At 47.6% G+C, this 13,339-nt stretch carries 12 protein-coding genes and 2 tRNA genes; 1 reads left to right on the top strand and 13 read right to left on the bottom strand.

Annotated elements, in window-relative coordinates:
* Positions 1-66: 66 nt before the first annotated feature.
* From truB to rlmE, 12 genes are all read right to left on the bottom strand, one after another.
* Complete coding sequence (gene truB, locus L9P36_RS02725) at positions 67-1,011, bottom strand: tRNA pseudouridine(55) synthase TruB (RefSeq protein ID WP_237464700.1); 945 nt, start codon at positions 1,009-1,011, stop codon at positions 67-69.
* Positions 1,011-1,424: a 30S ribosome-binding factor RbfA gene (rbfA, locus tag L9P36_RS02720; RefSeq protein WP_237464699.1), complete on the bottom strand. Its 414-nt coding sequence runs from the start codon at positions 1,422-1,424 to the stop codon at positions 1,011-1,013. Before rbfA ends, truB begins: the two co-directional genes overlap by 1 nt.
* Positions 1,425-1,492: 68 nt before the next feature.
* Positions 1,493-4,171: a translation initiation factor IF-2 gene (gene infB / locus L9P36_RS02715; RefSeq protein ID WP_237464697.1), complete on the bottom strand. Its 2,679-nt coding sequence runs from the start codon at positions 4,169-4,171 to the stop codon at positions 1,493-1,495.
* A gap of 22 nt (positions 4,172-4,193) precedes the next feature.
* On the bottom strand, positions 4,194-5,681 hold the full coding sequence (nusA, locus tag L9P36_RS02710; RefSeq protein ID WP_237464696.1) for a transcription termination factor NusA: 1,488 nt from the start codon (positions 5,679-5,681) through the stop codon (positions 4,194-4,196).
* Between the two features lie 21 nt (positions 5,682-5,702).
* Positions 5,703-6,158 carry a ribosome maturation factor RimP gene (rimP, locus tag L9P36_RS02705; RefSeq protein WP_237464695.1) on the bottom strand — a complete coding sequence of 152 codons (456 nt, stop codon included), beginning with the start codon at positions 6,156-6,158 and terminating at the stop codon, positions 5,703-5,705.
* A gap of 168 nt (positions 6,159-6,326) precedes the next feature.
* Positions 6,327-6,403: transfer RNA gene (locus L9P36_RS02700), tRNA-Met, on the bottom strand.
* 81 nt (positions 6,404-6,484) lie between these two features.
* Positions 6,485-6,572: transfer RNA gene (locus tag L9P36_RS02695), tRNA-Leu, on the bottom strand.
* A gap of 9 nt (positions 6,573-6,581) precedes the next feature.
* Complete coding sequence (gene secG / locus L9P36_RS02690; RefSeq protein WP_237464694.1) at positions 6,582-6,917, bottom strand: preprotein translocase subunit SecG; 336 nt, start codon at positions 6,915-6,917, stop codon at positions 6,582-6,584.
* Between the two features lie 211 nt (positions 6,918-7,128).
* Positions 7,129-8,466: a phosphoglucosamine mutase gene (gene glmM / locus L9P36_RS02685; protein ID WP_237464693.1), complete on the bottom strand. Its 1,338-nt coding sequence runs from the start codon at positions 8,464-8,466 to the stop codon at positions 7,129-7,131.
* A 9-nt stretch (positions 8,467-8,475) separates the two neighbouring features.
* A complete protein-coding gene (folP, locus tag L9P36_RS02680) occupies positions 8,476-9,312 on the bottom strand; it encodes a dihydropteroate synthase (RefSeq protein WP_237464692.1) in 837 nt (278 codons plus the stop codon).
* A gap of 78 nt (positions 9,313-9,390) precedes the next feature.
* A complete protein-coding gene (ftsH, locus tag L9P36_RS02675; RefSeq protein ID WP_237464691.1) occupies positions 9,391-11,328 on the bottom strand; it encodes an ATP-dependent zinc metalloprotease FtsH in 1,938 nt (645 codons plus the stop codon).
* 48 nt (positions 11,329-11,376) lie between these two features.
* Entirely contained in the window at positions 11,377-12,006 is a 630-nt protein-coding gene (rlmE, locus tag L9P36_RS02670; protein WP_237464690.1) for a 23S rRNA (uridine(2552)-2'-O)-methyltransferase RlmE, read from the bottom strand.
* Between the two features lie 108 nt (positions 12,007-12,114).
* Here rlmE and yhbY point away from each other — a divergent pair, with 108 nt between their 5' ends.
* Positions 12,115-12,411: a ribosome assembly RNA-binding protein YhbY gene (gene yhbY / locus L9P36_RS02665; protein WP_237464688.1), complete on the top strand. Its 297-nt coding sequence runs from the start codon at positions 12,115-12,117 to the stop codon at positions 12,409-12,411.
* Between the two features lie 51 nt (positions 12,412-12,462).
* Here yhbY and greA read toward each other — a convergent pair whose 3' ends face one another.
* Entirely contained in the window at positions 12,463-12,936 is a 474-nt protein-coding gene (gene greA / locus L9P36_RS02660) for a transcription elongation factor GreA (RefSeq protein ID WP_237464686.1), read from the bottom strand.
* Between the last annotated feature and the right edge of the window lie 403 nt (positions 12,937-13,339).

Below are 13,339 nucleotides of genomic sequence, written 5' to 3'. Positions count from 1 at the left end.
CAGAGCACTTTGAAAAAGCAAGCACCCTTTCAAAGCCCGCTACTGTTCAGTCTTTCAGCGAATGAATTAGCCCTGTTGGCGATTCACTAAACGTTTTGGTGCTACCATGCCTTCAGCATTCATTTCAGCAACACCAATAAATTCACGCGTTTCACCAGTGACCATACGAACCAAACCAGAGTCAGGTGCGTTAGGCACTTTCACCGCTTGGCCTTGCATCACATAGCTTGCAACCTGAGGAATCAAGAAGACCTCAGGCAAATCTTGTACTGCGGTATCCATTGGCAATAGCAGTGGATCAAGCAATTCGCGCGGTTGAATCTCTTGCTCACGCGCTTGCTCAAGCAAAGCTTCAAGCTGCTCAAGCGTGACCACACGCGCCATTGGGTATTTTGATACGCCAATACGACGAAGCATAGTCACATGGGCGCCGCAACCGAGCATTTCGCCCAAATCATCAATGATGGTACGAATGTAAGTGCCTTTTGAGCAGTGCACTTCCATTTCGATTTCATCAGCGCTAAAGCGCAATAGCTCAATGCTATAAACCGTGATTTTGCGTGATTCTCGTGGTACTTCAATGCCTTCGCGCGCATATTCGTACAATGGCTTACCTTGATATTTCAATGCAGAAAACATTGAAGGAATCTGATCGGTTTCACCACGGAATTTGGCAATGCAGCGCTCCAGTAAACCGCGATCGACTTTCACTTCGCGAGTTTGAATCACTTCACCATCAGCATCAGAGGTATTGGTGCGCTCACCTAGTTTGGCAATTACGCGATAACGCTTATCAGAATCGAGCAAAAACTGCGAAAACTTGGTGGCTTCGCCTAAACAGATAGGCAGCATACCGGTCGCCAATGGATCAAGCGCACCAGTATGGCCCGCTTTTTCCGCAAAATAGATACGCTTTACTTTTTGCAGTGCGTCATTTGAAGTGATGCCCGTTGGTTTATCCAGCAGCAACACCCCATCGACAGGACGCCCACGACGGCGTTGACGACCCATTAGGCTTGATCCTCTTGGCTATCCGATTCATCTTCATCGGACTCACCACGGCGTGCTTTATCAGAAGCTACGGCCTGTGAAACCAAGTTTGAAATGCGCATACCTTCAATCAAAGAGTCATCTAAGACAAAGTTCAGCTCAGGTGTAATACGCAAACGAATCGCTTTACCAAGCAAGCTGCGAATATAACCAGAGGCTTCTTGTAGACCCTTCATGCCTTCTTTGGCTTTTTCAGGATCTGTGGTCAAGAAGGTCACAAAAACTTTCGCATAGGATAGATCGCGTGAAACAGTCACGTCAGAAACTGTCACCATACCAATGCGTGGATCTTTCACTTCACGCTGTAGAATCACAGCGATCTCTTTTTGCATCTGCTGCGCAACGCGCTGCGTGCGACTAAATTCTTTACCCATATTTATCTTCTCTTTACAGCAAGAATGGGGGGCTAATGCCCCCCATGGTGTTTGTAACGACCGATTGATTAATCGAGAGTACGTTTAACTTCGATAATTTCAAAGACTTCGATCTGGTCACCAACGCGAACATCATTGTAGTTCTTGACGCCGATACCACATTCGTAGCCGTTCTTAACTTCGTTAACGTCATCTTTGAAGCGGCGAAGTGATTCTAGCTCACCTTCGTAAATTACAACGTTATCACGCAATACGCGGATAGGGTTGTTACGCTTCACAGTACCTTCGGTCACCATACAGCCAGCAATTGCACCAAGTTTAGGCGACTTAAATACGTCACGCACTTGCGCAAGACCAATGATCTCTTGCTTAAACTCAGGTGCCAACATACCGCCCATGGCTTGTTTCACTTCGTCAATCAGTGCATAGATTACTGAGTAGTAACGAAGGTCAATGCTTTCCGCTTCAATCGTACGGCGTGCAGTTGCATCAGCACGAACGTTAAAGCCAAGGATGATTGCGTTAGATGCTGCTGCAAGCACTGCGTCAGTTTCGGTAATACCACCAACACCAGAGCCAACAATCTTCACTTTCACTTCATCAGTAGAAAGTTTCAATAGTGAGTCAACGATGGCTTCAACAGAACCTTGTACGTCTGCTTTCAGTACCACGTTCAACTCAGAAACTTCACCTTCAGCCATGTTTGAGAACATGTTTTCAAGTTTAGATTTCTGTTGACGTGCTAGTTTCACATCACGGAACTTGCCTTGACGATATAGCGCAACTTCGCGTGCTTTACGCTCGTCACGAACAACCGTCGCTTCGTCACCTGATTGTGGTACACCTGAAAGACCTAGAATCTCTACAGGAATGGATGGACCCGCTTCAAGAACTTCGTTACCAGACTCATCAGTCATTGCACGAACGCGGCCATGCTCAAGGCCACAAAGAACGATATCGCCCTTACGTAGCGTACCTTCTTGAACGAGAACAGTCGCCACTGGACCACGGCCTTTATCAAGACGTGATTCAACAACAACACCGCTCGCCATGCCATCAACAACAGCTTCAAGCTCTAGTACTTCAGATTGAAGTAGGATCGCATCAAGCAATTCGTCAATTGCGGTACCTGCTTTTGCAGAGACGTGAACGAACATGTTCTCGCCGCCCCAATCCTCTGGGATCACGCCGTATTGAGCTAGCTCATTTTTCACGCGATCAGGATCAGCTTCAGGCTTATCCATCTTGTTCACAGCAACAATCAAAGGTACTTCTGCCGCTTTTGCGTGCTGAATTGCTTCAATAGTTTGTGGCATTACGCCATCATCTGCTGCAACAACCAGAACAACGATATCTGTCGCTTGTGCACCACGAGCACGCATTGCGGTAAACGCGGCGTGTCCAGGGGTATCCAAGAAGGTGATCATACCGTTGTTGGTTTTCACATGGTATGCACCGATGTGCTGGGTAATACCACCGGCTTCGCCAGTCGCAACGTGTGCTTTACGGATGTAGTCAAGTAGCGATGTTTTACCATGGTCAACGTGACCCATAATGGTCACAACTGGCGCACGTGGCTCTTTTTTCGCATCTGCATCACGGTCAGACAATACAGCTTCTTCAAGCTCGTTCTCTTTACGAAGAATCACCTTGTGACCCATTTCTTCTGCAACAAGCTGTGCAGTTTCTTGGTCAATCACTTGGTTGATGGTTGCCATTGCGCCCATCTTCATCATCGCTTTGATTACTTCAGTTGCTTTCACAGCCATCTTGTTCGCAAGTTCAGCAACAGTCACAGTTTCCCCGATCTCAACGTCACGGTTTACTTTTTGTGCTGGCTTTTGGAAACCGTGCTGCATTGAAGATGGTTTAACACCTTTCTTCTGGCGACGTGGACGACGATTGCTCGCTTCCTCTTCGCGCTCTTGCTGTTGCTTCTTCTTCTTACGACGACGAGGGCCTTCTTGTTGACGGTCTTGCTCATCTTCAGCTTCACGCGCGTAACGTGATGTCACGGTGTGATGATCTTGTTCTTCAGTTTTTTGCTGCTGCTCTTGTTCAGACCAGCGCGCTTCATTTTCTTCAGCCATTTTGCGTGCCTCTTCAATTTGACGCTTACTTTCTTCTTCGGCTTTACGCTTGGCTTCCTCTTCCTGGCGATGCTTCAGCGCTTCTGCTTCTTGCTTCGCCTGCTCTTCTTGAGCTATTTGTTCAGCAGATTTCTCTTTTTTCACCTTCACTTCAGCGTCTTTTTTCGCCTTGGCTTTGGCTTCTGCTTCTTTTTTCGCTTCAGCTTCGCGCTTCGCAGCCTCTTCGGCTTCACGTTTTGCTTTTGCTTCAGCGTCTTTTTTCTCTTGTTCAGCCGCTAAACGTGCTTGCTCTTCCGCTTCAGCTTGCGCTTTTGCATCTTCCTCTGCACGTTTTTCTTCTTCTAACACACTACGTTTTACGTAAGTGCGCTTTTTACGAACTTCTACTTGCACGTCTTTGCTTTTGCCGCCAGTGCCAGCAATGCTTAAAGTACTGCGAGTTTTACGTTGTAGCGTCAGGCGCGTAGGCGCCTGGTCTGGTTGTGCACCAGCTTCGCCATGCTCTTTTTTCAAATGAGTCAAAAGTGCGGCTTTCTCCTCTGGAGAAACCGCAGCACCTTGGCTCTTTTTCATGCCAGCATCTTCAAATTGCTGGACTAAACGCTCAACAGGAGTACCGATCTCCTCGGCAAGAGTTTTTACTGTAACGTCCGACATACACGACTCCTTCCTTGTTGACTTATGCTTCGTCACCAAACCAGCAAATGTTACGTGCAGCCATGATCAGATCACCGGCACTTTGCTCATTTAGCTCTTCGATATCCAATAGATCGTCAGTCGCTTGCTCAGCAAGGTCTTCCAACGAATTCACGCCCTTCGCAGCCAACTTAAATGCGACAGTGCGTTCCATGCCTTCTAGAGACAATAGTTCTTCTGATGGCTCAACGCCGTCAAATGACTCTTCTTGCGCAAGCGCAAGTGTGGTCAATGCTTCTTTCGCGCGAGTACGCAGAATATCCGCAGTTTCTTCATCCAAGCCATCAACTTCAAGTAGCTCAGCCATTGGTACATAAGCCACTTCCTCTAGAGAAGTAAAGCCTTCTTGTACCAAGATCAACGCGAACTCTTCGTCGATATCAAGGTGCTTGGTGAATTGCTCAATTGAACCTTGTGCTTCTTCTTGATGTTTCTTCTCAAGATCTTCCACAGTCATCACGTTCAATTCCCAGCCAGTAAGCATCGATGCTAGGCGAACGTTTTGACCATTACGGCCAATTGCTTGTGCAAGGTTACCCGCTTCAACAGCGATGTCCATGGTGTGACTGTCTTCATCAACGATAATTGAAGCAACTTCCGCTGGTGCCATCGCGTTAATCACGTATTGTGCTGGGTTCTCATCCCAAAGCACGATATCGATACGCTCACCACCAAGCTCACCAGAAACCGCTTGAACACGTGCACCGCGCATACCCACGCAAGCACCCACAGGGTCAATGCGCTTGTCATTGGTTTTCACAGCGATCTTCGCGCGAGAACCAGGATCACGTGCAGCACCACGTAGTTCGATCATCTCTTCGCCAATTTCTGGCACTTCCACGCGGAAAAGCTCAATCAGCATTTCTGGCTTAGAACGGGTCATAAATAGTTGGAAACCGCGCGCTTCAGGGCGCACTGAATACAACAAACCACGAACACGGTCACCAGGACGGAAGTTTTCACGTGGTAGCTGATCATCACGTTGAATCACAGCTTCTGCGTTGTTACCTAAATCAACCACAACGATGTCACGGTTTACTTTTTTCACAACACCAGTGATCAAATCACCTTCGTTATCCATGAACTGCTCAACCACCATCGCACGCTCAGCTTCACGTACTTTTTGTACGATCACTTGCTTTGCGGTTTGGGTAGTGATGCGGTCAAAGGTCACAGACTCGATATCATCTTCAACAAAGCTACCAAGTTCCATGCTTTCATCATCAAACTTAGCCGCTTCTAGTGTGATTTCACGCGTTGGCATGGTCACTTCATCAACCACTAACCAACGACGGAAAGTTTCGAAATCACCTGTTTTACGATCGATGGCTACACGGACATCAATCTCTGCTTCGTACTTTTTCTTAGTGGCCGTGGCCAATGCTGTTTCTAGCGCTTCAAAAATTTTCTCGCGAGGAACAGCCTTCTCATTGGACACCGCTTCGACGACAGCCAAGATCTCTTTGTTCATAACATTACGCCTCGATAAACCTTAAAACTTAGCGACCAAGTTTGCTTTGCTGATATTTGATAGAGCAAAGGTCTCTTGGTTACCCTCAACTGTAACTGTGATCATTTCGCCATCAACAGCGCTAATGATCCCTTTCCATTTACGGCGATTATTCATCGCCATATTAAGCACAAATTTCACTTCTTCACCGATAAAACGCTCATAATGCGCGGCAGTGAATAGTGGGCGGTCTACACCTGGAGAAGAAACTTCAAGGTTGTAGGCCACAGTAATTGGATCTTCAACGTCCATCACCGCACTGACTTGACGACTGACTTCAGCGCAATCTTCTACAGTGATGCCATTTTCGTGATCAATAAAAAGACGCAGTGTCGAGTGCTCACCCGCACGAACGAACTCTAAGCCAATAAGCTCATAACCCAGTGCTTGCACTGGTGCTTCGAGCAGTTCCATTAGCTGTTTTTCTAAGCCGGTCAAAACCTAACCTCCAAAAACGAAAAAAGGGCCCAATACGGCCCAGTTAGCACCCGATAGGTCACAGCAGATAACAAAAAACCCCGAAATTCGGGGTTTAATGTTGCTGTACCCTGATCACCATCGAAGCGATGGTACGTTACCGCTGATACAAGCCATAACGATTTTAACTGGTTGCGGGAGCCGGATTTGAACCGACGACCTTCGGGTTATGAGCCCGACGAGCTACCAAGCTGCTCCATCCCGCGTCCGTGTTCGTGAGCGAATTATAACGCTCAAGTAACAAGCTTTCAAGAAAAGCGATGTTACCAGGACACTTGTCCTTAATTTGGTACCGAGAGCGGGACTTGAACCCGCACGCCTATAATAGGCACTACCCCCTCAAGATAGCGTGTCTACCAATTCCACCACCTCGGCAAAAATTCTTTATTGCGGAACCTGATCAGTATTCACAGGAGCCGCTGGAGCTGTTTGCTCCGCAACAGGCTGGTTATTTTCCAGTTGTTGTTCAATACTGCTGCGATCATCACCATGACCGGCACTCAAGTTACCAATCACGAGGCATACCACGAAAAAGATGATAGCCATAATCGCTGTCATTCGAGTCAGGAAGTTACCTGAACCGCTCGCACCAAAAACTGTGTTTGAAGCGCCAGCGCCGAATGATGCGCCCATATCTGCGCCTTTACCCTGTTGAATCATTACCAGGCCAATTAAAGCCAGCGCGGCCAACAGGTAAACCACAAGTAGAATCTCGTACATGTTTCCACCTATGTTCCAAATTGTTGAGCCAGCAGACAAGGCGTCGAGCCAGCAGTCTACTCTCCTTGAGAGCGGGAGGATATTATCGAATGGGATGCACCCTGACAAGCACAAATTCAAAAAAAAACACGCTTTTGCACTTACTTGCGCAACATTTAGACAAACCGCGCTATTTTCAAACGCGGTTGTCTGATATCAAAAGCAATCGAGATTAGATTGCTTGGCGCACAGCATCGGCAATATGTTCAGCCAATTGTTGCACCTCTTGTGCATCTTGACCTTCCACCATCACGCGAATCAATGGCTCAGTGCCAGATTTACGCAGCAATACACGGCCTCGCTCACCCAGTTGAGTTTCTGCGTCATTCACCGCTTGCTTCACCGCCTCAGTGGCCAGTGGATCGCAAGCACCTTGGAAACGCACATTCAGCAAAACCTGAGGATAAAGTGTCATCCCCTCGCTCAAGGTTTTCAAACTTTGCCCTGTCGCCACCATCGCCGCCATCACCTGAAGACCAGCAACAATCGCATCACCTGTGGTTACTTTATCAAGTAAAATCACATGGCCTGAGTTTTCCGCACCGATACGCCACTCTTTTTCAAGCAGACGCTCCATCACATAACGGTCACCCACATTGGCACGCTCAAATGGAATACCCAGCTCTTTTAGCGCATTTTCCATACCCAAATTGGTCATCAGTGTGCCCACGACGCCACCTTTCAGGCTACCATTACGCTGCGCTTCACGGGCAATGATATAAGCAACTTGGTCACCATCTACCTTATTGCCTAGCGAGTCCACCATGATCACGCGATCGCCATCACCATCAAAGGCAATACCAAAGTGTGCATCGGTTTCAACAACTTTCGCCTGCAACGCGCGGACATCGGTAGCGCCCACTTCGGCGTTGATGTTGGTGCCATTTGGCTCGCACCCCATACAAATCACTTCTGCACCAAGCTCAGTAAACACTTTTGGTGCGATGTGATAGGTAGCACCATGCGCACAATCCACCACCATCTTGTAACCAGAAAGGCTCAGGTTGGAATCAAAGGTGCTTTTGCAAAATTCAATGTAACGACCAGCCGCATCAGGAATCCGAGAGGCTTTACCCAGCAATGCGGACTCAACACAGGTAATTGGCTTTGCCATTTCTGCTTCAATCGCAGCTTCAACATCATCAGGTAATTTCGTACCTTCAGAAGAGAAGAACTTGATGCCATTGTCATAATAAGGGTTGTGCGACGCAGAGATCACAATGCCAGCTTCTGCGCGAAATGTTTGCGTTAAATAAGCAATCGCAGGTGTTGGCATTGGCCCTGTAAAGGAGGCTTCTAGTCCTGCCGCGGAAAGACCTGCTTCAAGCGCAGACTCCAGCATATAGCCAGAGATGCGCGTATCTTTGCCAATCAGAACCTTCTTGGTGCCCTGTTTTGCTAGAACGCGGCCAGCAGCCCAACCTAATTTGAGAACAAAATCAGGGGTGATAGGAAACTCACCCACTTTCCCGCGAACACCATCGGTGCCGAAATACTGACGTTTCGTCATTGTTGTCCTTTATCTTTGTTTTTGCTCCAGCGTGGCACGGCAAATCTCTAAAACCTGTGCGGTTTCAGCCGCATCATGCACGCGCAGAATGTTGGCGCCTTGCATCGCAGCAATGGCTACGCAGGCTAAACTGCCATGAAGGCTTTCTTGCGGCGTCACATTGAGCAATTTGTGGATCATTGTTTTACGCGACATTCCGGCAAGAATCGGTAATCCGAACTGCTGAAAATGGCGTAGGTTAGCAAGCAATCTGTAATTATGCGCTTGTGTTTTACCAAAGCCAAAGCCTGGGTCTAACACGATCTGGTGTCGAGCAATCCCCGCTTGCTCGCACATACCGATGCGATAGAGGAAAAACGCATCAATATCATCAATTAAATTGTCGTAAAACGGGTCGAGCTGCATGCTACTTGGCTCGCCTTGCATGTGCATAATACAAACAGGCACATCCGCAAGGGCAACTGCGACAGCTGCTCCGGGCTCTTGCAACGCGCGAATATCGTTAATCATATCAGCACCTGCTTTCGTGCTTTCAGTGATCACGCTAGCCCGGCTGGTATCAACAGACAGCCAGCAATCAAAACGCTCACGCAGCGCTTCAACCACAGGCACAACACGCTCAAGCTCTTGTTCTTCTGTCACCGTATCAGCGCCAGGACGTGTTGATTCACCACCAATATCAATAATGGCTGCACCCGCTTTAACCATGGATTCAACATGTTTCAAAGCAGCATCCAGCTCAGTGTATTTCCCACCGTCAGAAAACGAGTCAGGGGTGACATTGAGAATCCCCATCACTCGTGGGTAAGAAAGATCCAATGTCTTTTGGTGGCTAATCAAATGCATAAACGACTACATCCTAAATTTGATACGAAAAACCCCGAGCGAGCTCGGGGCCTTATTATCAACGAAAACTATCTGACCTTAGACTTGGCGATCGTCTTGATCGTCAGCCTTTGGCTCAGCTTCAGTTGGTTGCTCGGTTGGCTCAGCTTGCTGTGCAGGCTCTTGTTGCTCTGCTTTTGCAGCTGGCGCCGCGCCATCCCAACCTGCCGGTGGTCGAATATCAGTTTTACGTGCCATCAAGTCATCAATCTGACCTGAGTCAATGGTTTCATACTTCATCAATGCATCTTTCATTGCATGAAGAATGTCCATATTGTCACGTAGGAGCTGATCAGCGCGCTTATAGTTGCGATCAATAATGCTATGGATTTCATCATCAATCAGCTTCGCTGTTTCATCCGCCACATGCTTAGTTTTGGTCACTGAACGCCCGAGGAATACCTCGCCCTCGTCCTCAGCGTACAGCAATGGACCGAGTTTGTCAGAGAAGCCCCACTGGGTAACCATCTTACGTGCGATATCAGTCGCATATTGAATGTCGCCAGAGGCACCAGTCGACACTTTGTCATAGCCATAGATCAGCTCTTCAGCCAAACGACCACCGTACGCCACAGAAATTTTACTCTCTAGTTTTTGACGGTTGATACTGATCTCATCACCTTCTGGCAAGAACATAGTGACACCCAAAGCGCGACCACGTGGAATAATGGTGACTTTATGGATCGGATCATGTTCTGGCACTAGACGACCAATAATGGCGTGACCCGCTTCGTGGTATGCCGTTGCTTCTTTTTGCTCTTCGGTCATGACCATTGAGCGGCGTTCTGCACCCATCATGATTTTGTCTTTTGCAAGCTCAAACTCAACCATAGATACAACACGCTTGTTACCACGAGCAGCAAATAGCGCCGCTTCATTCACAAGGTTTGCCAGATCCGCACCCGAGAAACCAGGCGTACCACGAGCGATAATCGATGCTTCTACATCGCTACCCAGCGGTACTTTGCGCATATGCACTTTTAGAATCTGCTCACGGCCACGTACATCAGGTAGACCAACGACCACTTGACGGTCAAAACGACCCGGACGAAGCAAGGCTGGATCCAATACGTCAGGACGGTTGGTTGCCGCAATGACGATGATGCCTTCGTTGCCTTCAAAGCCGTCCATTTCAACCAGCATTTGGTTCAATGTTTGTTCACGCTCATCATGACCACCGCCAAGACCTGCGCCACGCTGACGACCGACCGCATCAATCTCATCAATAAAGATGATACAAGGTGATGCCTTTTTCGCTTGTTCAAACATATCGCGTACACGTGATGCACCGACACCAACGAACATTTCGACGAAATCTGAACCTGAAATAGTAAAGAACGGCACCTTCGCTTCACCAGCAATCGCTTTAGCTAGCAAAGTTTTACCTGTACCTGGAGGACCAACCATCAATACGCCCGTTGGAATCTTACCGCCCAATTTTTGGAAGCGGCTTGGGTCGCGCAGATAGTCTACCAGCTCTTTCACATCCTCTTTTGCTTCGTCACAACCAGCAACATCAGCAAAAGTGGTTTTGATCTGATCTTCACTCATCATGCGGGCTTTGCTCTTACCAAAGGACATGGCGCCTTTACCGCCACCGCCTTGCATCTGGCGCATAAAGAAAATCCACACACCAATAAGCAAAAGCATTGGGAACCAAGAAACAAAAATGCTGCTGAGCAAGCTTGGTTTTTGTGGTTTGGTACCCGTTACTTGCACCTGACGGTCAAGTAGAGATGGAAGAAGCGTCGGATCTTCATAAACAGGCATGTAAGTGACGTTTGGTTTGGTTCCTTGGTCGGTAAAGAACGTGATCTCACGACCATCAAAATGCACCTTTTTCACTTGGCCTGTTCGAATTTCCTGTACGAACTGGGTGTAACTCACGCCGTCGCCCATGCTGTCGCCGCCAAAACGCTGGAATAGCGACATCAGAACGACCGCAATGACTAGCCATATAATTAGATTTTTCGCCATGTCACTCAAGGTGTTAGCCCCGCAATATCGAAATGAATCCCTAGACTACTACAGTTTAAATCCAGTAGCCACAATGTAGACCTCGCGTGAGCGTGCACGCGACGAGTCTGGTTTACGAATTTTCACCGCTTTAAATAATTGGCGAATTTCGGCCAGATATTGGTCAAATCCTTCGCCTTGAAATACCTTCACCGCAAAACTGCCGTTAGGTGCCAAGACTTCTCGACACATATCTAATGCTAGTTCAACTAGATACATGGCTCTAGGTTGATCTGCAGCCAAATTGCCACTCATGTTGGGCGCCATATCTGACAACACTAAATCAACTTTATTCGGTTGAATTCGCTCAAGCAACGCATTGAGCACCGCCTCTTCGCGAAAATCACCCTGCAAAAAAGCAACCCCAGGAATAGAATCCATCGGCAAAATGTCGCAGGCAATCACTTGCCCTGCTTCACCGATTTGCTCTGCTGCATACTGACTCCAGCCGCCAGGCGCAGCGCCTAGATCGACCACAGTCATCCCCGGTTTTAGCAGTTTATCCTTTTGCTGCAGTTCTTCGAGCTTAAAAATAGCGCGAGAACGGAAACCTTTCTTTTGTGCTTCTTGCACGTATTTATCGTCAAAGTGCTCTTTGAGCCAGCGACCTGAGCTAGCCGAGTGCTTTTTTTTACTCATACTTGACCTAATATGTAACCGCATTACGCTTAAACACATAGTGTTCAACTGTAGATGGCGGTAGAATACGATGTTTTCAACCCTATCAATAAAGAAAATCGGCTATCTATGAATCTGAGTACAAAGCAGAAGCAATATCTTAAAGGCCTTGCCCACCATTTGAAACCAGTGGTGTTGATGGGCGCCAATGGCCTAACAGAAGCCGTGGTCGCAGAAATCGAAATCGCACTTGCACATCATGAACTGATTAAAGTGAAGGTGGCGAGTGAAGATCGTGAGACCAAAGCACTGATTATTGAAGCGATTGTTCGCGAAACCGGCGCTGAAAAGGTACAGACCATTGGTAAAATCTTGGTGCTATACCGTCCGTCTGAAGATCGAAAAATCGAACTTCCACGTAAATAAAAGGCCGCCCATGCGGCCTTTTTTGTTTCATCAACTTACAAAATTGCCAAATTAAATATAGGCAACTTTATCGATTTCAAACTCTTTTGTACCGCCAGGGGTTGCGATCGCCACTTCGTCACCTTCCATTTTGCCGATCAAGCCACGCGCAATTGGTGAGTTAACAGAGATGAGGTTTTCTTTCAAATCCGCTTCATCATCACCCACGATGGTATAAGTCACTTCATCATCAGTGTTGACATCAACCACAGTCACAGTGGCACCGAAGATCACTCGGCCTTCATTAGGCATACGGGTCACATCGATCACTTGTGCGTTAGATAGCTTGAACTCGATATCACGAATTTGCGCTTCACAAATCCCTTGCTCTTCACGTGCAGCATGGTATTCAGCATTTTCCTTTAGATCGCCTAGTTCACGAGCCTCAGCAATCGCTTGAGAAATCAGTGGACGACGCTTCATCAGACGCTCAAGTTCAGTACGCAGCTTCGCTTCACCGCGAAGTGTCATTGGGATTTGTTCCATATTGATTCACCTCAACCCAAGAGATTTCACTTCTTGAGTGCAAAAGAAACCCTGTCAAAGCTTAGCTTCAACAGGGGGATATGTTTGTTATATGCAAATGATTCTAAACCATGTTCCAAATAAAATCATCCGTCCCCCACTGTCTGATGATGCAATCTAAATCACAAATTAGCTATCCCTGAGGCAAAATCAAGCAGCAACGCCACAGGTTACATCGCGACTCAATTGACCTAACCACATTAAACAATTGCCTCATGGGGCGCACTTCGCAGTGATTTTGACGCAGCATTAATCGCCTCAATCTTCACGGCACTATGTTACAACGCAGACAAAAATGAGCATCAGCTGAAAAAAAACAGCCCAACGCCTATCCTTGGATAAACGTTTTTTTTATCATGCTTCT

The sequence above is a fragment of the Vibrio stylophorae genome (assembly GCF_921293875.1).
Lineage (GTDB): Bacteria > Pseudomonadota > Gammaproteobacteria > Enterobacterales > Vibrionaceae > Vibrio_A > Vibrio_A stylophorae.
The sequence above is the reverse complement of the archived record's forward strand: the minus strand, read 5'-3'. Positions and strand labels throughout refer to the sequence as shown.